Annotated in this window: 21 protein-coding genes; 12 read left to right on the top strand and 9 right to left on the bottom strand. The window is 71.2% G+C overall.

Translation table 11 applies throughout. The annotated features are described in order from the left end of the window. Positions 1 to 41: 41 nt before the first annotated feature. Positions 42 to 875 carry a LuxR C-terminal-related transcriptional regulator gene (locus AB0D85_RS20850; RefSeq protein WP_362322156.1) on the bottom strand — a complete coding sequence of 278 codons (834 nt, stop codon included), beginning with the start codon at positions 873 to 875 and terminating at the stop codon, positions 42 to 44. 128 nt (positions 876 to 1,003) lie between these two features. Between AB0D85_RS20850 and AB0D85_RS20845 the strand changes: the two genes are divergently transcribed. Continuing rightward, complete coding sequence (locus AB0D85_RS20845; RefSeq protein WP_362322154.1) at positions 1,004 to 2,677, top strand: AMP-binding protein; 1,674 nt, start codon at positions 1,004 to 1,006, stop codon at positions 2,675 to 2,677. After that, the gene (locus AB0D85_RS20840) at positions 2,674 to 4,287 is read left to right on the top strand and encodes an AMP-binding protein (protein WP_362322152.1); all 1,614 of its coding nucleotides are present in this window, start codon (positions 2,674 to 2,676) and stop codon (positions 4,285 to 4,287) included. Before AB0D85_RS20845 ends, AB0D85_RS20840 begins: the two co-directional genes overlap by 4 nt. A gap of 73 nt (positions 4,288 to 4,360) precedes the next feature. Here the strand turns inward: AB0D85_RS20840 and AB0D85_RS20835 are convergent, their stop codons facing one another. Continuing rightward, a complete protein-coding gene (locus tag AB0D85_RS20835; RefSeq protein WP_362322150.1) occupies positions 4,361 to 5,038 on the bottom strand; it encodes a hypothetical protein in 678 nt (225 codons plus the stop codon). Between the two features lie 198 nt (positions 5,039 to 5,236). Between AB0D85_RS20835 and gcl the strand changes: the two genes are divergently transcribed. Next, positions 5,237 to 7,021 carry a glyoxylate carboligase gene (gene gcl, locus AB0D85_RS20830; RefSeq protein ID WP_362322148.1) on the top strand — a complete coding sequence of 595 codons (1,785 nt, stop codon included), beginning with the start codon at positions 5,237 to 5,239 and terminating at the stop codon, positions 7,019 to 7,021. A 198-nt stretch (positions 7,022 to 7,219) separates the two neighbouring features. Here the strand turns inward: gcl and AB0D85_RS20825 are convergent, their stop codons facing one another. The 3 genes from AB0D85_RS20825 to AB0D85_RS20815 all read right to left on the bottom strand — a co-directional run bounded on the left by AB0D85_RS20825 (position 7,220) and on the right by AB0D85_RS20815 (position 9,682). Further along, positions 7,220 to 7,462 (bottom strand): hypothetical protein, encoded by a 243-nt coding sequence (locus AB0D85_RS20825; protein WP_362322143.1) that lies wholly within the window; start codon positions 7,460 to 7,462, stop codon positions 7,220 to 7,222. Between the two features lie 442 nt (positions 7,463 to 7,904). After that, positions 7,905 to 8,795, bottom strand: a complete 891-nt coding sequence (locus AB0D85_RS20820) for a 2-hydroxy-3-oxopropionate reductase (RefSeq protein WP_362322141.1) — start codon at positions 8,793 to 8,795, stop codon at positions 7,905 to 7,907. Between the two features lie 41 nt (positions 8,796 to 8,836). Continuing rightward, positions 8,837 to 9,682, bottom strand: coding sequence for a TIM barrel protein (locus AB0D85_RS20815; protein WP_362322139.1), 846 nt, complete (start codon positions 9,680 to 9,682; stop codon positions 8,837 to 8,839). Positions 9,683 to 9,814: 132 nt separating this feature from the next. On the opposite strand from AB0D85_RS20815, the gene polX reads away from it, so the two are divergent. From polX to AB0D85_RS20780, 7 genes are all read left to right on the top strand, one after another. After that, positions 9,815 to 11,554 (top strand): DNA polymerase/3'-5' exonuclease PolX, encoded by a 1,740-nt coding sequence (gene polX / locus AB0D85_RS20810; protein ID WP_362322137.1) that lies wholly within the window; start codon positions 9,815 to 9,817, stop codon positions 11,552 to 11,554. A 47-nt stretch (positions 11,555 to 11,601) separates the two neighbouring features. Further along, positions 11,602 to 11,856: a hypothetical protein gene (locus AB0D85_RS20805; RefSeq protein WP_362322135.1), complete on the top strand. Its 255-nt coding sequence runs from the start codon at positions 11,602 to 11,604 to the stop codon at positions 11,854 to 11,856. Continuing rightward, the gene (locus tag AB0D85_RS20800) at positions 11,853 to 12,221 is read left to right on the top strand and encodes a helix-turn-helix domain-containing protein (protein WP_362322133.1); all 369 of its coding nucleotides are present in this window, start codon (positions 11,853 to 11,855) and stop codon (positions 12,219 to 12,221) included. Before AB0D85_RS20805 ends, AB0D85_RS20800 begins: the two co-directional genes overlap by 4 nt. 135 nt (positions 12,222 to 12,356) lie before the next feature. Beyond that, positions 12,357 to 12,866 carry a 2-oxo-4-hydroxy-4-carboxy-5-ureidoimidazoline decarboxylase gene (uraD, locus tag AB0D85_RS20795; RefSeq protein ID WP_362322131.1) on the top strand — a complete coding sequence of 170 codons (510 nt, stop codon included), beginning with the start codon at positions 12,357 to 12,359 and terminating at the stop codon, positions 12,864 to 12,866. A gap of 17 nt (positions 12,867 to 12,883) precedes the next feature. Further along, on the top strand, positions 12,884 to 13,288 hold the full coding sequence (gene uraH, locus AB0D85_RS20790; RefSeq protein WP_362322129.1) for a hydroxyisourate hydrolase: 405 nt from the start codon (positions 12,884 to 12,886) through the stop codon (positions 13,286 to 13,288). Positions 13,289 to 13,292: 4 nt separating this feature from the next. Next, positions 13,293 to 14,195 (top strand): factor-independent urate hydroxylase, encoded by a 903-nt coding sequence (pucL, locus tag AB0D85_RS20785; RefSeq protein ID WP_362322127.1) that lies wholly within the window; start codon positions 13,293 to 13,295, stop codon positions 14,193 to 14,195. 41 nt (positions 14,196 to 14,236) lie between these two features. Next, on the top strand, positions 14,237 to 15,613 hold the full coding sequence (locus tag AB0D85_RS20780) for an 8-oxoguanine deaminase (RefSeq protein WP_362322125.1): 1,377 nt from the start codon (positions 14,237 to 14,239) through the stop codon (positions 15,611 to 15,613). Positions 15,614 to 15,749: 136 nt separating this feature from the next. Here AB0D85_RS20780 and AB0D85_RS20775 read toward each other — a convergent pair whose 3' ends face one another. Both AB0D85_RS20775 and AB0D85_RS20770 read right to left on the bottom strand, forming a co-directional pair. Then, positions 15,750 to 16,565, bottom strand: coding sequence for a chitosanase (locus AB0D85_RS20775; protein ID WP_362322123.1), 816 nt, complete (start codon positions 16,563 to 16,565; stop codon positions 15,750 to 15,752). Positions 16,566 to 16,647: 82 nt separating this feature from the next. Further along, positions 16,648 to 17,439: a helix-turn-helix domain-containing protein gene (locus tag AB0D85_RS20770; RefSeq protein WP_362322598.1), complete on the bottom strand. Its 792-nt coding sequence runs from the start codon at positions 17,437 to 17,439 to the stop codon at positions 16,648 to 16,650. A 92-nt stretch (positions 17,440 to 17,531) separates the two neighbouring features. Between AB0D85_RS20770 and AB0D85_RS20765 the strand changes: the two genes are divergently transcribed. Further along, positions 17,532 to 18,395 (top strand): NAD(P)H-binding protein, encoded by an 864-nt coding sequence (locus AB0D85_RS20765; RefSeq protein ID WP_362322121.1) that lies wholly within the window; start codon positions 17,532 to 17,534, stop codon positions 18,393 to 18,395. A 69-nt stretch (positions 18,396 to 18,464) separates the two neighbouring features. Here the strand turns inward: AB0D85_RS20765 and AB0D85_RS20760 are convergent, their stop codons facing one another. Continuing rightward, positions 18,465 to 19,919, bottom strand: a complete 1,455-nt coding sequence (locus tag AB0D85_RS20760) for an MFS transporter (RefSeq protein ID WP_362322119.1) — start codon at positions 19,917 to 19,919, stop codon at positions 18,465 to 18,467. A gap of 127 nt (positions 19,920 to 20,046) precedes the next feature. Between AB0D85_RS20760 and AB0D85_RS20755 the strand changes: the two genes are divergently transcribed. Then, entirely contained in the window at positions 20,047 to 20,448 is a 402-nt protein-coding gene (locus AB0D85_RS20755) for a helix-turn-helix domain-containing protein (protein ID WP_362322117.1), read from the top strand. 28 nt (positions 20,449 to 20,476) lie between these two features. On the opposite strand, the gene AB0D85_RS20750 is transcribed toward AB0D85_RS20755, so the two are convergent. Then, a complete protein-coding gene (locus AB0D85_RS20750; protein ID WP_362322115.1) occupies positions 20,477 to 20,899 on the bottom strand; it encodes an acyl-CoA thioesterase in 423 nt (140 codons plus the stop codon). Positions 20,900 to 20,984 lie beyond the last annotated feature (85 nt).

The following is a 20,984-nucleotide window of genomic DNA, read 5'->3' as shown; positions in this document are numbered from 1 at the left end:
AATTCAAAGCGCGTCCGCATGAATGGAATGGGTCCCCTCCGCTACGGCAACAACCCCGTCCGACGAGCCGCCGACACCGCCTCCCCCCGGGTGTGCGCGCCCAGTTTCCGCATCGCCGAGCGCAGATAGCCCTTGACCGTCTCGGGTCGCAGCCCCAGCCGCTCGGCCACCGCCGCGTTGGTCGCGCCGGCCGCCACCCAGGACAGAACGTCCAGCTCACGGGGTGCCAGAGCCGCCTCGGGCGCCGGTGCCGGGGCCGTCAGCAGCCCGCAGGCGGCGAGCAGTTCGGCCCGCAGCTCGGGGTCGGCGATCCGCGGCGCCAGCGCCCGCAGGGCCGCATGCGCCTCCCGTACCTGCTCCCAGGCGGCCCCCGCATCCGGTACGGCGGCGGGCTCCGGGCGGGCCGCCGCCAGCAGCCCCCTCGCCTCGTCCTGCACGACCAGCGCCTGCTCCACGTCCCGCGCCGCCGCCACCGCCGCGCCCAGCGTGCGGTCGCCGAGCGGCTGGGCGGTACGCAGGGCGCCGTACAGCACGCCCCGCACCCGGCGCCGTACGACCACCGGTACCGCGAGCACCGAGCGGATGCCCTCGGCCGCCACCGGGATGTCGTACTCGTGGCTGATCTGCCGGGAGACGGAGTAGTCCGTGACCGCGCAGGGGCGGGCCAGTGCGACCGCCTTGCCGCCCAGGCCGTTGCCGGAGGTCACCGCGAGCGAACGCAGCGCCGCCGTGTTGGCGCCGGTCAGCTCGCTGATCCGCACATGTGTCCGGCCCGCCTCGACCAGTCCGCCGAAGGCGACCGGGAGCCCGGTGGTGCGCCGGAGTCTGGACAGCGCACCGCGTATCTCCACCGCCCCCGAGACCTCTGCTGCCACCTGTCTCGCCCCTTCGACCCCGGCCTTGTGCTGTCCACACCCCCGTTCGGGGGTAGTGAGACCAGCATCACGGATTACACGATGCCAGAGAGCCGCCCGGCAATGGTCCGGTACCGAAGGAGACGCGTATGACGAGTGCGACGGAGGACTTCCGCAGGGCACGGGACTTCCTGCTGGAACACCGTACGGACTATGCCACCGCTTATGAGGGCTTCGAGTGGCCCCGCCCGGACCACTTCAACTGGGCGCTCGACTGGTTCGACGTCATCGCCGAGGGCAACGACCGCACCGCCCTGCACATCGTCGAGGAGGACGGCACCGGGACGAAGCTGTCCTTCGCCGAACTGTCCGAGCGCTCCGACCGGATCGCGAACCACCTGCGCGCGCGGGGCGTCGCGCCGGAGGACCGCATCCTCGTCATGCTCGGCAACCAGGCCGAGCTGTGGGAGATCGCGCTGGCCGCGATGAAGCTCCGGGCCGTCGTCATCCCGGCCACCCCGCTGCTCGGCCCGGCCGACCTGCGCGACCGGGTCGACCGGGGCCGGGTGAAGCACGTCGTCGTGCGCGCCGAGGACGCGGCCAAGTTCGACGAGGTGCCGGGGAGGTACACCCGGATCGCGGTGGGCGGGGTGCCGGCGGCGGGCTGGGAGGCGTACGAGGACGGGTACACCGCCTCGGCCGGCTTCGTGCCGGACGGGCCCACCCTGGCCGACGACCCGCTGATGCTCTACTTCACCTCGGGCACCACCGCCCGGCCCAAGCTGGTCGAGCACACCCACACCTCGTACCCCATCGGGCATCTGGCCACCATGTACTGGATCGGCCTGACCCCCGGTGACGTGCACCTGAACATCTCCTCGCCGGGCTGGGCCAAGCACGCCTGGTCGAACCTCTTCGCCCCCTGGAACGCCGAGGCGACCGTCTTCATCCACAACTACGCCCGCTTCGACGCGGCCCGGCTGATGGCCGAGATGGACCGGCACGGGGTGACCTCCTTCTGCGCCCCGCCGACCGTCTGGCGCATGCTCATCCAGGCCGATCTGACCCAGCTGGCGACCCCGCCCCGCGAGGTCGTGGCGGCGGGCGAGCCGCTCAATCCCGAGGTGATCGAACAGGTCCGGCGGGCCTGGCGCGTGACCATCCGGGACGGGTTCGGGCAGACGGAGACGGCGGTCCAGGTCTCCAACAGCCCGGGGCAGACGCTGAAGACGGGTTCCATGGGCCGCCCGAGCCCGGGATACCGCGTCGAGCTCCTCGACCCGGTGTCGGGAGCGCCGGGCGCGGTGGAGGGCGAGATCGCGCTCGACCTGTCGGCGCGGCCGGTGGGCCTGATGACCGGGTACCACGGGGACGCGGACCGTACGGCGGAGGCGATGGCCGGCGGCTACTACCGCACCGGTGACATCGGCTTCCGGGACGAGGACGGCTACATCACCTACGTCGGCCGTGCGGACGACGTGTTCAAGGCGTCCGACTACAAGATCAGCCCGTTCGAGCTGGAGAGCGCGCTCCTGGAGCACGAGGCGGTGGCCGAGGCGGCCGTGGTGCCCGCGCCGGACGAGCTGCGGCTGGCGGTTCCCAAGGCGTACATCGTCCTCGCGGCGGGCTGGGAGCCGGGCCCGGACACGGCGAAGGCGCTGTTCGAGCACTCCCGCCAGGTCCTCGCGCCGTACAAGCGCATCCGGCGGCTGGAGTTCGCCCCGCTGCCGAAGACCGTGTCCGGCAAGATCCGGCGTATCGAGCTGCGCGAGGCGACGGCCGAGGGCTCGGCGGACGAGTACCGCGAGGAGGACTTCCGGTGACCTCCGAACTGTCGTACACCCACGGCACGAGCGGCACCGTCCTGCTCGGCGACACGATCGGCGCCAACCTCGACCGGGCCGTCGCCGCCTGGCCCGACCGCGAGGCGCTGGTCGACGTGCCGTCCGGGCGGCGCTGGACCTACGCCGAATTCTCGGCCGACGTGGACCGGTTGGCGTACGCGCTGCTGGCGAGCGGGATCGCCAAGGGCGACCGGGTGGGTATCTGGGCGGTCAACTGCGCCGAGTGGGTGCTGGTGCAGTACGCCACCGCCCGGATCGGCGCGATCATGGTCAACATCAACCCCGCCTACCGCACCCACGAGGTCGAGTACGTCCTCAACCAGGCCGGGATCTCCGTGCTGTTCGCCTCGCTGAGCCACAAGAGCAGCGACTACCGGGCGATGGTGGAGGAAGTCCGGGGCAGATGCCCCGAGTTGCGGGAGACCGTGTACATCGGCGACCCGAGCTGGGACGCGCTGCTCCGGCGCGGGACGCCTGACCTGTACGAGAACTTCCGGGTCCGCAAGAGCGAGTTGTCCTGCGACGACCCGATCAACATCCAGTACACCTCGGGAACGACCGGCTTCCCGAAGGGGGCCACGCTCTCCCACCACAACATCCTCAACAACGGTTATTTCGTCGGTGAGTCGATCGCCTACAGCGAGCAGGACCGGATCTGCATCCCCGTCCCCTTCTACCACTGCTTCGGCATGGTGATGGGGAACCTGGCCGCCACCTCGCACGGCGCCTGCATGGTGATCCCGGCCCCGTCCTTCGAACCGAAGGCCACCCTGGACGCCGTCCAGCAGGAGCGCTGCACCTCGCTGTACGGCGTCCCGACCATGTTCATCGCGGAGCTGAACCTCCCCGACTTCGCGTCGTACGACCTGTCGTCGCTGCGCACCGGCATCATGGCGGGCTCGCCCTGTCCGGTCGAGGTGATGAAGCGGGTGGTCGCCGAGATGCACATGGCGGAGGTCTCCATCTGCTACGGCATGACCGAGACGAGCCCGGTGTCGCTGCAGACCCGCATCGAGGACGACCTGGAACACCGCACGGGCACGGTCGGCCGGGTGCTCCCGCACCTGGAGGTCAAGGTCGTCGACCCGGCCACCGGGGTCACCCAACCCCGGGGCACCGCAGGCGAGTTGTGCACCCGGGGCTACAGCGTGATGCTCGGCTACTGGAACGAGCCCGAGAAGACGGCGGAGGCCATCGACCCGGGGCGCTGGATGCACACCGGCGACCTCGCGATGATGCGCGAGGACGGGTACGTCGAGATCGTCGGCCGCATCAAGGACATGATCATCCGGGGTGGCGAGAACGTCTACCCGCGCGAGATCGAGGAGTTCCTCTACGCCCACCCCAAGATCCGCGACGTCCAGGTGGTCGGGGTGCCGCACGAGCGGTACGGCGAGGAGGTCCTGGCCTGCGTCATCCCGCACGACCCGGCCGACCCGCTCACGCTGGAGGAACTGCGCGCCTTCTGCGCGGGCCGACTGGCGCACTACAAGGTACCGAGCCGGATCCAGCTACTGGAGAACTTCCCGATGACGGTGTCGGGGAAGGTACGGAAGGTGGAATTGCGGGACAAGTACAGCGCCCCGTAGGGGCGCGGGGCTGTATTCGATATGCGGCTACCGCCGCGTGGGCGCGACCGGCCCCCACCGGCCCGCAGACGACTCACAACCCTTCCCGGCGGAGCGACAACGCGTCGGCCACCCCGTTCACCGCCTGCGGCGCCCCCGTGAGGTCCAGCACGAACAGCGGCACCCCCAGCGCGTCCGCGCACCCGCGGGCGTCCTCGGCGTACCCCGCAAGGGAGAAGTACACGCACTCCGAGTCCTCCGTCATCGCCGTCAGCCACAGGCACTCCACGTCCCGCCGCGACGCGGGCCGCACGGTCGGGTCCACGTGGGCCACCAGCCCGCGCGCGGCCAGGCCGACGCCGGACGGCGGCCGCTGGTCGGCGCGGCGGATGTCCCGGTAGCCGAGCCAGCGCAGATAGAGCGCGACCGCGGTGACCGCGTCCCGGGCCGTACGGATCGTGACGGGGTGGAAGGCGGGCCGCGGCTCGGGGGCCGCCGGGGGCGCGGCCCCGGTGCCGGCGACCGGCACGCGCAGCACCGCCCCGCACGGGCAGCCCAGCTCCGGCCGCGGCCACTGGTCCCGGCGGCCGCAGGCGCCGCAGCTCACGGTCACCCAGTCCTCGTCCCAGGCGCGATGCGCCACCCGCGTCGGCTCGGCCGCGCCGTCGAGGCACGGGGCGACCGGGGCGCCGCAGGCGCAGGGGTACCACGGTGCGGTGTAGACGTGCTCGCGCCGACAGGCCGGACAGCGCACCGGCACGCTCTCGGACATGGCCCACCTCAGGCGTCGCTTCGGTTCAGCCGTCCCATGGTGCTCCTGTGGGGGCCCGGTTGTCCGCCTCTTGACGACGTTCGGACCCCAGCCTACATTGCTTCCAGATAGTAGAAGTTAGTTTCCACTATGCGGAATTCCGCTCACCGCGGGGCGCGACGGGAGCAGGCATCCGACAGCCGAAAGCAGGAGTTCTCGATGGCTCGTATGACCGCTGCCCGCGCGGCAGTTGAGATCCTCAGGCGCGAGGGCGTCACCGACGCGTTCGGTGTGCCCGGCGCGGCGATCAACCCCTTCTACGCGGCGCTCAAGGCCTCCGGCGGTATCCACCACACCCTCGCCCGGCATGTGGAGGGCGCCTCGCACATGGCCGAGGGCTACACCCGTACCCACCCCGGCAACATCGGCGTCTGCATCGGCACGTCCGGCCCCGCCGGCACCGACATGATCACCGGCCTGTACTCGGCCACCGGCGACTCGATCCCGATCCTCTGCATCACCGGCCAGGCCCCCACCGCGGTGATCCACAAGGAGGACTTCCAGGCCGTCGACATCGCGGCCATCGCCAGGCCGGTGACCAAGATGGCCGTCACCGTGCTGGAGGCGGCCCAGGTCCCGGGCGTCTTCCAGCAGGCCTTCCACCTGATGCGCTCCGGCCGGCCGGGCCCGGTCCTGATCGACCTGCCCGTCGACGTGCAGCTGACGGAGATCGAGTTCGACCCCGAGACCTACGAGCCGCTGTCCGTCTACAAGCCGGCCGCCACCCGCGCCCAGATCGAGAAGGCGATCGGGATGCTGAACGCGTCCGAGCGCCCGCTGATCGTCGCCGGCGGCGGGGTCGTCAACGCGGACGCCGCCGAACTCCTCGTCGAGTTCGCCGAGCTGACGGGCGTTCCGGTCGTCCCGACCCTGATGGGCTGGGGCGTCCTGCCCGACGACCACGAGCTGAACGCCGGCATGGTGGGCCTGCAGACCTCGCACCGCTACGGCAACGCGACCTTCCTGGAGTCCGACTTCGTCCTCGGCATCGGCAACCGCTGGGCCAACCGCCACACCGGCAGCCTGGACGTCTACACGGCCGGCCGGACCTTCGTCCACGTCGACATCGAGCCCACCCAGATCGGCAGGATCTTCGCCCCGGACTACGGCATCGCGTCCGACGCCAAGGCGGCCCTGGAGCTGTTCGTCGAGGTGGCGCTGGAGCTGAAGGCGACCGGCGGACTGCCCGACCGCTCCGCCTGGGCCGCCTCGGCACAGGAGAAGAGGGCGACGCTCCAGCGCCGTACGCACTTCGACGACGTCCCGATCAAGCCGCAGCGCGTCTACGAGGAGATGAACAAGGCCTTCGGCCCGGAGACCCGGTACGTCTCCACCATCGGCCTCTCGCAGATCGCCGGCGCCCAGATGCTGCACGTCTTCAAGCCCCGGCACTGGATCAACTGCGGCCAGGCGGGCCCCCTCGGCTGGACCATCCCGGCCGCGCTGGGCGTGGCGAAGGCCGACCCGGAGGCGTCCGTGGTCGCGCTCTCCGGCGACTACGACTTCCAGTTCATGATCGAGGAGCTGGCGGTCGGCGCGCAGCACCGGATCCCGTACGTGCACGTCCTGGTGAACAACTCCTACCTGGGCCTGATCCGCCAGGCGCAGCGGGCGTTCGACATCGACTTCGAGGTCAAGCTGGAGTTCGAGAACATCAACTCGCCCGAGCTGGGCCGCTACGGCGTCGACCATGTCAAGGTCGCCGAGGGCCTGGGCTGCAAGGCGATCCGGGTGACCGACCCGGCGGAGCTGGGCGCGGCCTTCGAACAGGCCAAGAAGCTGGCCGCGGAGCACCGGGTGCCGGTGGTCGTCGAGGCGATCCTGGAGCGGGTCACGAACATCTCCATGTCGACCACCAACGACATCTCGAACGTCGTCGAGTTCGAGGAGGTCGCGACCGAGCCGGGCCACGCTCCGACGTCCATCAGGACGCTGAAGGTCTGAGCCTGCGCGGACGAGAGCGGGCGGCCCGTCCCGGGGACGGGCCGCCCGCTTCGCGTGGTCGGTCACACGGTGCCCGCCGCCCCCGTGCCGGCGGGCACCGTGTGTCGTGAATATGCCCGCCGACCGGGGCGGTTGAAGCATCCTGAACACCGTTCAGAGCTTTATTTGAGGGTTCGCCACCCCCTTCACACCGGTTCATCAGCTTTCGGGATGCTCGCTCAGTCCCGGCCAGTCGTCCGGTCCGCCGCCCTGCCACTCGATGAGGTCGCTCTCCTCGACCTCGATCCGGTCCAGATCGGCCATCCGCAGGATCTCGACGACGTCGTCGAGGTGCGAGGCGAGCCCCAGGGTCACGTCCCCCTCGGTGACCCGGCGGGAGCCGTCGAGGGCCGGCGCGTGCACCACGATGTGCGGGAACTCCGTCGGTGGGTGTGCTGTCATGCCTTCAGCGTCCTGCGGAGGGGGCGCACGCGCACGCCGAGGCGCCGGGTGCGGACGGTTTCCGCACCCGGCGCCAGGGAGCCCTCCGGGGTGTGGCCGGGACCGCGGCGGGCGCGAGGGAGCCGGGGCGTCCGTCCCTCTGGTCGAGACGGGCGCCCGGTCCCTTCACCACCGCACTGGCTCGCACTCCGCCGCGGCCTTGCCACGCCCGCACACGTCCGGCCGGCCACCCCTCATCCGGGCCGTTCGGCAGTGTGCGGGCCGTTCGGGTCGGTCCTCGCGCGGGGCGCGGACCGCCTCCGCCACGCGCCCGCCGTACTCCGGGCCGGCGGCGTGGACGGGTGCCAGGTTCCTCCTGGGCCGGTTTCCGGGCGGTGCCGACGCCTGGGCGCGACAGGACAGATGTCGGCGGCGGCACCGCCCGGAAGTCTCGCGGTGCGGCTCAGACCCGGGCGCCGGAGAGGCGCTCGACCGCGCGCAGCAGCGCGGAGTGGTCCAGGCCGCCGTCGCCCTGCGCACGCAGGGACGCGACCAACTGCGCCACCACGGCACCGACGGGCAGCGCGGCCCCGACGTCCCGGGCCGCGTCGGTCACGATGCCCATGTCCTTGTGGTGCAGGTCGATCCGGAAGCCCGGCTTGAAGTCGCGGTTCAGGAAGTTGTCCTTCTTCCGCGTCAGCACGGTCGAGCCGGCCAGCCCGCCGCCCAGGACGTCCAGCGCGGCCGCCAGGTCCACCCCGGACTTCTCCAGGAAGACCACGGCCTCGGCGCACGCCTGGATGTTCACGGCGACGATCAGCTGGTTGGCGGCCTTCACGGTCTGGCCGGAGCCGTGCGGACCGCACAGCACGATGGTCCTGCCGAGCACCTCGAAGATCGGCTTCGCGGTGTCGAAGTCGGCCTGCTCACCGCCGACCATGATGGACAGCACGGCCTCGACGGCCCCGGCCTCACCGCCGGACACGGGCGCGTCCAGGACGCGGATGCCCCGGTCCGCGGCCGCCTTGGCCAGGTCGACGGAGGTCACCGGGGTGATGGACGACATGTCGATGAGGAGGGCGCCGGACCTGGCGTTGTCCAGGATGCCGTCCGGGCCGTACGCGATGGCCTCGACCTGCGGTGACGCGGGCACCATCGTGATGACCACGTCGGCGTCCCGCACCGCTTCGGCGATCGAGGGGGCCGCGGTGCCGCCGGCCGCGGCCAGCCGGTCCAGCTTGTCCTGCTCCAGGGTGAACCCGGTGACGTCGTAACCCGCCTTGAGGAGGTTCTCGGACATGGGGGAGCCCATGATGCCGAGGCCTATCCAGGCGATCTTGGGAAGACTGCTCATGTCGGGGGTGCCTCTCTGACTGCTCTGCAACGTCGGGGAGTTCACGGCCGGGGAGTCCGGCGCGCCGCGCGCGGGAGCCACTCGAAGGACTCCGGGCCGCGCCTGTCGCCGGGCTTGTACTCCAGGCCGATCCAGCCGTCGTAACCCGCCTTCCTCAGCTGGTCGAGGAGCTCCTCCAGGGGGAGGGAGCCCGTGCCCGGTGCGCCGCGGCCCGGGTTGTCGGCGATCTGCACATGGCCGGTCTTCGGCGTGTACCGCTCGATCACCGACGGCAGGTCCTCGCCGTTCATGGACAGGTGGTAGAGGTCCATGAGGAAGCGCGCGTTGCCGAGTCCCGTCGCCTCGTTGACCCTGTCGACGACACCGACGGCGGCCGGCGCCGACACCAGCGGATACCGCGGTGACTCCGGCTTGTTGAGCGCCTCGATCAGCAGGACCGCACCGATCCGGTCGGCCGCGCGCGCCGCGAGGACCAGGTTCTCCAGGGCCAGCGCGTCCTGCTCGGCCGGGTCCACGCCGTCGACCCGGTTGCCGTACAGGGCGTTGAGGGCCCCGCAGCCGAGCGAGTGGGCGAAGTCCGCCGCCACGTCGATGTTGGCGCGGAACCTCGCCGACTCCTCGCCCGGGACCGACAGGGCGCCCCGGTCGGGGCCGGGCAGCTGCCCGGCGTAGAAGTTCAGGCCGGTAAGCCGGACCCCGGCGTCCTCGATCGCCCGCCTCAGGGCGTCGAGCTCGGACCGCTCGGGGGTGGGGGAGTCGACCCAGGGCCACCAGAGCTCGACCGCGCCGAATCCGGCCGCCGCGGCGGCCGCGGGACGCTCCAGGAGCGGGAGTTCCGTGAAGAGGATCGACAGGTTGACGTTGAAGCGCTGCTCTGCGAATCCCATCGGGCCGGCGCTCCCTTCCGCTAGAGATATTTCCGTATTACGGAAGTTGATTTCTGCTTAATGGAAGACTGCCTGTGGTCGGCGAGACCTGTCAAGAGCGCCCGAGGAAATCCCGCGCCCTACCCTGAAGGCATGGCTCGGTCCAACGACGAGGTCGCCGCGCTGCTCCAGGAGTACGCCGACCTCATCTCGATCACCGGCGGGGACGCGTTCAAGGCGCGCGTCTACGAGAAGGCCGCACGCGCGGTCGGCGGCCACCACGCCGACGTCTCCACCCTCGACCTCAAGGGGCTCCAGGAGATCCCGAACGTGGGGAAGTCGATCGCCCAGAAGGTCCGCGAGTTCTTCGACAGCGGCAGCGTGGCCGCCGTGGAGGAGCTGCGGGCGAAGATCCCCGACGGGGTCCGGCGGCTCACCGCCATCCCCACGCTCGGCCCGAAGAAGGCCATGGCGGTCTACGAGGAGCTGGGCGTCTCGTCGGTGGCGGAACTCGCCGACGCCATCCGCGACGAGCGGCTGCGCGACCTCAAGGGCTTCGGGCCGAAGACCGAGGAGAACATCCTGCACGGCATCGAACTGCTCCGGTCCGCCGGCGGGCGGGTGCAGATCGACGTGGCCATGGAGCTCGCCGAGGACATCGTCGGCGCGCTCTCCGGGGTGAGCGGCTGCGAACGGTGCGCGTACGCCGGTTCGCTGCGCCGGATGCGGGAGACCATCGGCGACATCGACATCCTCGCGGCGGCGCGGAAGTCGGCGCCGCTCATGAAGGCGTTCACCGAACTGCCGTACGTCACCGAGGTCATCGGGCAGGGCGGGACCAAGACCTCCGTGCGTACCGGCAAGGGCCTCAACGTCGACCTGCGGGTCGTACCCCCGGACTCCTGGGGCGCCGCCCTCCAGTACTTCACCGGGTCGAAGGCCCACAACATCCGCACCCGTGAGATCGCGGTGCACCAGAAGCTCAAGCTCTCCGAGTACGGGCTCTTCGACGTCGAGAGCGGCGAGAAGATCGTCTCCGGGACCGAGGAGGAGGTGTACGCCCGCCTCGGCCTGCCGTGGATCCCGCCGACCCTGCGCGAGGACCGCGGGGAGATCGAGGCCGGGCTGCGGGACGAGCTGCCCGAGCTTGTCACCGAGGCCGACCTGCGCGGCGACCTGCACACCCACACCGACCTCACCGACGGACTCGCCCCGCTGGAGGAGATGGCCGAGGCCGCCGCCGCGCGCGGCTACGCCTACTACGCGATCACCGACCACGCGCCCGACCTGGCCATGCAGCGCATGACCGACGAGCGGATGCTGGCCCAGCGGGACCGGGTGCGCGAGCTGGACGGCAGCTACCCCACCCGGGGCCGGCGCGGCGGGCTGCGGCTGCTGCACGGCACCGAGCTGAACATCGGACCCGAGGGCGAGGTGGACTGGCCCGACGACTTCCTCGCGGGCTTCGACCTGTGCGTGGCCTCCGTGCACTCGCACTTCCGGCAGAGCCGCGAGGCGCTGACCCGGCGCCTCGTCCGGGCCTGCGAGAACCCGTACGTGAACATCATCGGCCACCCCACCACCCGCCTCATCGGCAAGCGGCCCGGCATCGACGCCGACCTCGACGCGGTCTTCGAGGCCTGCGCCCGCACCGGCACCGCCCTGGAGATCAACGCCCACCCGCACCGGCTCGACCTGCGTGACGAGGACATCCTGCGGGCCCGGCGGCACGGCGTGAAGTTCGCCGTGAACAGCGACGCCCACGCCGTCCCGCACCTGGCCAACATGCGCTACGGCATCGGCACTGCCCAGCGCGGCTGGCTGACGAAGGACGACGTGGTCAACACCTGGCCGGAGCGGCGGCTGCGCGCCTTCCTGCGCAAGGGCGGGTAGGCCGGAAGGGCTGCCCGGACGACGGTGCCGCGCGTTAGGTTGTGCCCGTGCGATTGAGAGTGGAGTTCACGACCGAGCCCTTCGACCTCGACGAGGCCCCCGCGCACGCGCTGGTCGCCCGTGAGGTCATCGAGGGGGCGCAGCTGGACGCGGTGGACGTGGGGCCGTTCGGGAACACGGCGGAGGGCGGCGCCGACGCCGTACTCGCCGCCCTGGACGCGCTGCTGCGCCGGACCCTGGAGGCCGGGGCCACCCGGATCTCGCTCCAGGTCAACGTGGTCGGGGAGGGCGACGACAAGTGACCGGACACGCGGACGAGCCCTTCATCACCGCCGTGAAGCCGCTGGTCGACGCCATGGGCGGGGAGATACTCCCGCCCGACGAGGCCGGCCCCGACGACGTCGTGCTCGCCTGGGAGGGCGTGGACGTGGTCGCCGTACGGCTGCCGCAGCTCGCGGACTCCCTCGACCACATCCTGGCCGCCATGGAGCGCAAACAGGGCAAGCCGCTGGCCGACCTGGACCGCAAGGCGAAGCAGGAGGTCGTCCGCGTACTGGAGGCGCGGGGCGCCTTCTCCGTACGGCACGGCGTGGAGACCGTGGCGAGCGCGCTCGGGGTGAGCCGCTTCACCGTCTACAACTACCTCAACCGCGACAAGGAGAGCTGAGCGGAGTCTCCGGCCGGGGGTTGTTACCCGGAATTTTCAACAAAGTGTTGACGCGGTGTTCCGGAGGGCGTTAGCTGACGGCAGCCCGTTCAGCACACAGGCCGTTCGCGGCCGCCTACGGCCACGGAGGCCCCCGTGACGTCGACTTCCACGCCCCCGGGCCTGGCCCGGTTCAACGATCTGGAGGAGCACGCGGCCCTCGCCGTCCTCCACGAGGTGTGCGCCTCCACGGCATGGGCCCGGCACCTGCTCGCGGCCCGCCCCTACGCCACCCCCGAGGCCCTCTGCTCCGCCAGCGACACCGCCATGGCCGAACTGACCGCGGCGGACCTGGCGGAGGCCATGGCCGGACACCCGCCGATCGGCCGCCCCAGGCCCGGCGACCCGACCTCGGCCCGGGAACAGTCCGGCATGGCCGGCGCCGCCGAAGGACTCAGGGCGGAGATGCTCGAACTCAACCTGGCCTACCAGGAGCGGTTCGGCCATGTCTTCCTGATCTGCGCCACCGGCCGCAGCGGCGAGGAGATGCGGGACGTGGTCAAGGAGCGGATCGGCAACGCGCCCGAGCAGGAGCGGGAGATCGTCCGCACCGAGCTGGGCAAGATCAACCGTATCCGGCTGGCCCGGCTGGTCGACGCCGACTGAAGAGGACGCCCGACACCATGAGCACCAGCACCACCGCCTCCGTGTCCACCCACATCCTGGACACCAGCATCGGCCGCCCCGCCGAGGGCGTCGCCGTCCGGCTCTCGGCCCGCAGCGGCCGGGGCGCGGACTGGCAGGCGCTCGGCGGCTCCGCGACCGACCCGGACGGCCGGTGCAAGGACCTGCCGGCGCTGCCGGAGGGGACCACCCACGTACGGCTCGACTTCGCCGTGGAGCCGTATTTCGAAGAGTTCGAGAAGAAGCAAGCCGATGCGCAGCAGGACGCCCCCGCGAATCGGGACAGCGGACCGGCCGTGTTCTTCCCGGAGGTGGCGATCACGTTCGCCGTCGTGCCGGGCGAGCACTACCACGTACCGCTGCTGCTCAATCCGTTCGGCTACTCCGTTTACCGAGGGAGCTAGCTAGATGCCCATCCTGGGACAGAACCAGTACGGCAAGGCCGAGAACCGGGTCGTGAAGATCACGCGGGACGGTGCCACCCACCACATCAAGGACCTCAACGTCTCCGTGTCGCTCTCCGGCGACATGGACGAGGTCCACTACTCCGGCTCCAACGCCCATGTCCTGCCGACCGACACCACCAAGAACACGGTGTACGCGTTCGCCAAGGAGCACGGGATCGAGTCCGCGGAGCAGTTCGGCATCCACCTCGCCCGCCACTTCGTGACGTCGCAGGAGCCGATCCACCGGGCCCGGATCCGAATCGAGGAGTACGCCTGGGAGCGGATCGAGCACCAGGGGAAGGGCGAGCACTCCTTCGTCCGCAAGGGCCAGGAGCCCCGGCTCGCCCAGATCACGTACGACGGCTCGTCCTGGGAGGTCGTCTCCGGGCTGAAGGACCTGACCGTCATGAACTCGACCGACTCCGAGTTCTGGGGCTACGTCAAGGACAAGTACACGACCCTCCCCGAGGCGTACGACCGCATCCTGGCCACCGAGGTCTCCGGCCGCTGGCGGTTCAACTGGACCGACGACGAACAGCGGATGCCCGACTGGGACGAGTCCTACGAGCAGACCAGGAAGCACCTGCTCCAGGCCTTCGCCGAGACGTACTCGCTCTCGCTCCAGCAGACCCTCTACCAGATGGGCTCGCGCATCATCGAGCACCGCGGCGAGATCGACGAGGTCCGCTTCTCGCTCCCGAACAAGCATCACTTCCTGGTGGATCTGGAGCCGTTCGGGCTGAAGAACGCCACCGAGGACGGCGCCGTGTACATCGCCGCCGACCGGCCGTACGGCCTCATCGAGGCCACCGTCCTGAGGGACGGCTGCGAGCCGAAGATCCCGGTGGACCTCACGAACCTGTGAGCCTTGCCGTGTCCTCTCCCAAGAACCAAGAAGGAAAGATCATGGCAGCAGGTCAGCGCATCGTCATCGAGAACTGTTCGATCGCGACTGTCGACGCCCACGACACCGAGTACGCCGACGGGCACGTCGTCATCGCCGGCCACCGCATCGAGTCGCTCGGCGCGGGCAAGGCCCCCGAGGGTCTGGAGAACGTCGCCCGCCGGATCGACGCCACCGGCCACCTCGTGACCCCCGGCCTGGTCAACACCCACCACCACTACTACCAGTGGATCACCCGGGGCCTGGCCACCGACCACAACCTCTTCAACTGGCTGGTCGCGCTGTACCCGACCTGGGCACGCATCGACGAGCCCATGGTGTACGCGGCCGCCCAGGGCTCGCTCGCGATGATGGCCCGCGGCGGCGTGACCACCGCCATGGACCACCACTACGTCTACCCGAGGAACTCCGGCGACCTCTCCGGCGCGATCATCCGCGCCGCCCACGAGACGGGCGTCCGCTTCACCCTCGCCCGCGGCTCCATGGACCGCAGCGAGAAGGACGGCGGCCTGCCCCCGGACTTCGCCGTCGAGACCCTCGAAGGCGCGCTCACCGCCACCGAGGCGACCGTCAAGGAGTACCACGACCCCTCCTTCGACGCGATGACCCAGGTGGCCGTGGCCCCCTGCTCGCCGTTCTCCGTCTCCACCGAACTCCTTCGCGAGGGAGCCGAGTTGGCCCGCCGCCTCGGCGTACGGCTGCACACGCACGGCTCGGAGACGGTGGAGGAGGAGAAGTTCTGCCACGACCTGTTCGGCATGGGCCCGACCGACTACTTCGAGTCCACCGGCTGGCTCGGCGAGGACGTGTGGATGGCCCACTGCGTCCATATGAACGACTCGGACATCGCCGCGTTCGGGCGGACCAGGACGGGTGTCGCCCACTGCCCGTCGTCCAACGCCCGGCTCGCGGCCGGTATCGCCCGCGTCCCCGACATGCTCGCCGCCGGTGTCCCGGTCGGTCTCGGTGTCGACGGCACGGCGTCCAACGAGTCCGGCGAACTCCACACCGAGCTGCGCAACGCGCTGCTGATCAACCGCCTCGGCGCACACCGGGAAGCGGCCCTGAACGCCCGTCAGGCGCTGCGCCTCGGCACCTACGGCGGCGCCCAGGTCCTGGGCCGCGCGGGCGAGATCGGCTCCCTCGAACCCGGCAAGCTCGCCGACCTGGTGCTCTGGAGGCTGGACACCCTCGCCCACGCCTCCATCGCCGACCCGGTGACCGCCCTGGTCTTCGGCGCGGCAGCCCCGGTCACCGCGTCCTTCGTGAACGGCCGTCAGATCGTCGAGACGGGCCGCCTGCTGCACGTCGACGAGGACGCGATCGCGCGCTCCACCCGGGCCGAGGCCCGGCGGCTGGCCGCCATCGCCGCACAGTGACTCCTCGTTCTCCGTACGGCACTTGAGCTCCGGCCGGGAGGGACGGCTCCCGGCCGGTGGCCGTGGACCCGAGCAGGTCCACGGCGGCCGACTCCCGGGCGCGCACGCCGGTCGCGCGCGCCCGGGAACGGTCACCTCAGTCGATCTCGTAACTGTCCCCGTACACCTTCCACTTGAGCGGGGTGGCCAGGTCGAGGTTGCCCGCCTTCAGGAAGACCCGCTGGGCCGTCTCGACCCGGCTGACGTCCCGGTGGGCGGCCTCCTGTTTCATCGCCCACACCCGGGCGTCGAGGAAGGCGCCGAGGTACGTCCGCTGCCTGCCGCCGTCCGCCGGGGTGTCCGCGTGCCGGCGGGCGCGCCTGCGGATGCCGCCGAAGCTGACGGCGTCCGTACCGGGACCGTGCATGACCATCGCGTCGTAGTAGATGAACTGCCCGAGCGTGCCGAGACCGTCCTTCTTGGCGCGCGCCACGGCCGGGTCGAAGTAGACGCGGTCCCGTTCGTGACGCTGCGCCTTGCGGAAGTCCGCCGTCTTCGCCGCCTTCCGCCAGGCGGCCGGGAAGCCGGGGGCGAGGCCCTTGTGGCTGTTGGTGCCGTCGACCTTCCGCAGCGCGGGCAGATACCTCGCCAAGGGGTTGCCGGCGTCCCACTTCGTGTACAGCTCGACCAGCGTCAGCATGTCGCCCGTACCGGAGCAGAATCCGATGACCCCGCCGGTGTAGCCGCGCCCGTCACCGATGTCCTCGATGTACTTGTACTGCGCCTGCCAGTCCAGGGAGGAGTTCTCCGCGCTGCTCACCAGCCGCATCGCGATGTCCTTCTTGACCGGGTCGGCCAGCCCGGTCGCGTCCGCCGCGTCGGCCTCGGCCGAGGGCCAGCGCGAGGTCAGCAGCGCGGCGCCCACGGCGGCGAGCAGGGTCCGGCGGGCGGCTCTTGCGTGCGGGATCGGCACAGGAACTCCCAAGCAGGGGGCTGTCAAAGGATGTTGAGACTGGCGCGGCAACTTGGGAATGCGGTGGGCCGGCGGTAGGAAGTCACTGTGAACCTGTGCTCTGGCAGGGGCTGAGGGCGGGGAGCCGGCCGGTGACGTACGAGCGCGGCGGAACACCCATCAGGGTGCGGAAGTCCGTCGTCATGTGCGACTGGTCGAAGTAGCCGGTGGCGGCCGCCAGTTCGGACCAGCCGGCACTGCCCGCCCGGGTGGCGACCGTACGGACGCGGTCGATACGGGCGTAGTGCTTCGGGGAGACACCGACCCCGTCGGCGAACAGGTTCCGCAACTGACGTTCGCTGACGGCCAGTTCCCGGGCCACGTCCCGCACCTGGGCGGGCGCCCGGTCCATCCGCACCGACAACGCCTCGACGCCCGCCCGCAGCAACGCCGTCCGGGCCGGATCCGCCTGCTCCGACAGCAGCCCGGGCAGCACCTCGGCCATGCGCGGCAGCGCTTCCACGGGGTCCAGCCACCGCACCGCACGCGCGAACCGGCGCGCCACCCCGCCGGGCAGCCGGTCCAGCGGCACTACTCGGCCGACCAGCCCGCCGGCCGGAACGCCCAGCAGGGGCCGGGCCGTTCCCGGTGCGAGGCGCAGCTCCACACACGCGATGTCGCCCTTGCCCTCGTGGTAGGTCGCCCGCACCCGCGGCCCGACGGCCAGCACATCACGCCGTCCGTCCCCCGTGACCCGCAGCACCACCTTGGTCACCGCGTCCGGCAGGTGCACGAACGTCCCCTCGGGCGGCTCGGCGAAGGACATGGTCCGCACCCCGGCGATCCAGGGGCGCAGCGCCTCGGGCACGGTCGGCAGCGGCTCGGCGATGGCCATGGGCACCCTTCCACCGTAAGCGCCCGGCACCCCGTCCGGGCCGGCCGGCCGTGCCGGAATTTCCAAGAGCCGAGCGCCCCCGCGGGCCCACGGTGGACGCCATGATTCTGGTGACGGGTGCCACGGGCACCATCGGAAGCGAAGTCGTACGACAACTGGCCGGGCGCGGCGCCAAGGTGCGCGCGTTCACCCGGGATCCGGCCAGGGCGCAGGTGCCCGCCGGGGTGGAGGTGGTGCGCGGGGACCTCGCGGACCCGGCGTCCCTGGACGCCGCGCTGGCCGGTGCGACGGCCGCGTTCCTGCTCCGTCCGCCCGGCCCCGACGAGGGCCAGGACGCGGCGCTGGCCGCCGCGGCCCGAGCAGCGGGCGTCGGGCGGCTCGTGAAGCTCTCCGCCATCGGCACCGGCGAACCGGCCGCCGGCCCCTCCTCGATGTGGCACGTGGACGGCGAGCGGGCCGTGCGGGACAGCGGGCTCGCCTGGACGGTGCTGCGGCCGTCGTCGTTCGCCTCCAACACGCTGACCTGGCTCCCGGCGCTCCACGCGGGCGAGGCCGTGCCCAATATGACCGGGGACGGGCCCTCGGGTGTCATCGACCCGCGTGACATCGCCGAAGTGGCGGTACGGGCCCTGCTCGACGCCGGGCACGCGGGGCGGACGTACACCCTGACCGGGCCCGAGGCGATCAGCGTCCCCGGCCAGGCCACCGTGCTCGCCGAGGTCCTGGGGCGCCCGGTGCCGACCCGGGACCTGTCCCCGGACGAGACCCGGGACTTCCTCCGCACGGCGTGGGGGATGGACGAGACCCGCGCGGACGGTGTCCTGACCGGCGTGGCGTTCGTCCGTGCCGGAGGCAACGCGGTGGTCACCGAGGACGTACCCGAGGTACTGGGCCGACCGGCCCGGTCCTTCCGGACGTGGGCCGAGGACAACAGGAGCCTCTTCGAGCCGAGTTGAGGCGCAACCGGACGGGCATCGCGACCGCGGCACCGGCCTGATCGGCTGCGCGGTCGCGATGCACGCGTCTCATCGGTTGCGCGGTCGCAGCATCGCCCCTGCCAGGACCAGGGCCGCGACCGCGATTCCGGTCGCCACCCGGAACGCCAGCCGGTAGCCCTCGGCGGTGGCCGGGACCAGCTCGGCGCCCCCGGCCAGCAGCGCGTCCGTGTGGCTCGCCGCCAGCGTCGAGAGGGCCGCGAGGCCCAGTGAACCGCCCACCACCTGTGTGGTGTTGAAGAGCCCCGAGGCCACGCCGGCGTCCTCCTCGGGGGCCCCGGACATGGCCAGACCGGTCAGCGGGGGCATCGCCGCGGCGAACCCGGCCGCCAGGAGCAGCATGGGCGGCAGGACGTCGGTCGGGTAGGAGCCGTCGGCGGGGGCCCGGCTCAGCAGCGCCATACCGCCGGCGATCAGGACGAGGCCGGTCAGCAGCACCGGGTACGCCCCGAAGCGGCCGACCGTGCGCGCGGACAGGGTCGTCATCAGGAGCCCGATCGCCAGGGGCGCCGGCAGGAAGGCCAGGCCGGTGGCCAACTCGCCGAACTGCAGGACGCGTTGGATGTAGAGCGCGCCGATGAACTGGAAGCCGTACATCGTCGCCACCATCAGGACCTGCACGGCGTTCGCGCCGGTCAGCAGCCGGGAGCGGAACAGCCTCGGCCGCAGCAGCGGGCGGTCGGCGCGCGTCTGCCGGGCGGCGAACGCGACGAAGAGGGCGAGGGCGAGCGCCGCCAGGAGCAGGGTCGCGGTCCTGTCGCGGGCACCGGCGCCGACGATGACGTACACCGTCAGCATCAGCGCGCCGGTGACCAGCGCGGCCCCCGGGTAGTCGGCGCCGTCACGGAGCCCGGCGCCGCGCTCCGGGGACAGCACCCGGACCGCCGCCAGCCAGGCGACGACGCCGATCGGGAGGTTGATCAGGAAGATCCAGTGCCAGCTCAGCGCCTGGGTGAGCGCCCCGCCGAGAAACGTGCCCAGCGTGGCCCCGCCCGCCCCGACCGCGCTGAACACCGCGATGGCACGGGCCTGTTCGCGCGGTTCCGGGCTGTATCGAATATGCGGCTGCCGCCGCGTGGGCGCCACCAGCATGCCGAGCACCACCGCCGAAGTCATCGCCCCGCCGGCCCCCTGGACGGCCCGCGCCGCGATGAGCAGTCCCCGGCTCGTCGCCAGTCCGCACAGCACGGAGGCCACGGTGAACACGGCGATCCCGGCCGTGAACATCCGCTTGCGGCCCAGCAGGTCACCCAGTCGGCCGGCCAGCAGGAGCAGTCCGCCGAACGGGATCAGATACGCGTTCACCACCCAGGCGAGCCCCGCCCCCGAGAAGCCCAGGTCCGTTTGCATCGCGGGCATCGCGACGGTCACGATGGTGCCGTCCAGGATCGTCATGAGGGCTCCCGCGCACAGCACGACCAGAGAGGCCCGGCGGGAGTACGTTCGGTGCGGCGTTCGTGTCGGTGACGAGGTGAGGGCCGTCATGGCGGCGTGGCCTCCGATTTTCCGTAGTCTCCAGGGGAACCGACGGTTTCTTACGGTTCCTTGGTGCACGACTTGTAACGGAGTACATCGTGGGTGACCATGGAGGCCGGCGTAAGGAGGCAGGTCGATGTCCCTGAGGAACACCGGTGTTACGGCGCAGGTGGTGAACGCGGGCTCGTGCCCGGTCCGGGAGGTTCTTGACAGGGTGGCCGGCAAATGGAGCGTCCAGATCCTGGTCGCCGCCTCGCACGGCCCCATCCGCTTCACCGAGCTGGAGCGCGGTATCGAGGGCATCAGCCGGCGGATGCTCACTCTCACCCTGCGCAACCTGGAGCGCGACGGACTGGTGACCCGCACCGTCCATCCGACGGTGCCCCCGAAGGTGGAGTACGAACTCACTCCGGTGGCCTACGAGCTGCACGAGACCTTGCAGCGGCTGACGGACTGGGCCGAACACAACCGCGGGTACATCGCGCAGGCGCGGGCGGCCTACGACGCCGAGCACAATCCCGAACTGCTCGACGCGTAGACGGTGTGCGCGAGGTGTTCGCGGACCCCTAGAACCCGAACAGGCCCGGGTCCGTGGTGAGTTCCTTGAAGATCTCGCGCGGATCGGCGACCAGCTTCCGGGCCTTCAGGTCCAGCAGTCCCCCGACCGCGTCGACCTCGGCGGCCGGCGTGCCGTCCGCCTTGGTCATCTTCTGGAGTATCCGGAACACCTTGCCGCCGCTCCAGTCGAACGCGCAGGTCACATCGACCTCGTCACCGGCGAGCAGCTCCCGTTTGTACCGGATGGTCGTCTCCAGCGCCACCGGGCCCACGCCCCGGCCGATCAGCCGGGCCTGGCTGATGCCGGCCGCCTGGAGCAGTGACCAGCGGGCGTGCTCCGCGTAGTTGATGTACACCGCCTGGTTCAGATGGCCCTGTACATCGGTCTCGTAGCCACGGACCGTGACGCGGACGGAAAACGGTTGGCTCACGACTTCCCCTTCTCGTGTACGACGCTCGTCTACGACGTCTCGTGTACGACGCATGGATCCTCTGTCGCGATGATCCTGGCACGCC

The sequence above is a fragment of the Streptomyces sp. NPDC048277 genome (assembly GCF_040652235.1).
Taxonomy (GTDB): domain Bacteria; phylum Actinomycetota; class Actinomycetes; order Streptomycetales; family Streptomycetaceae; genus Streptomyces.
Note: the sequence above shows the minus strand (reverse complement) of the source record. Positions and strands in the feature narration are given on the sequence as shown.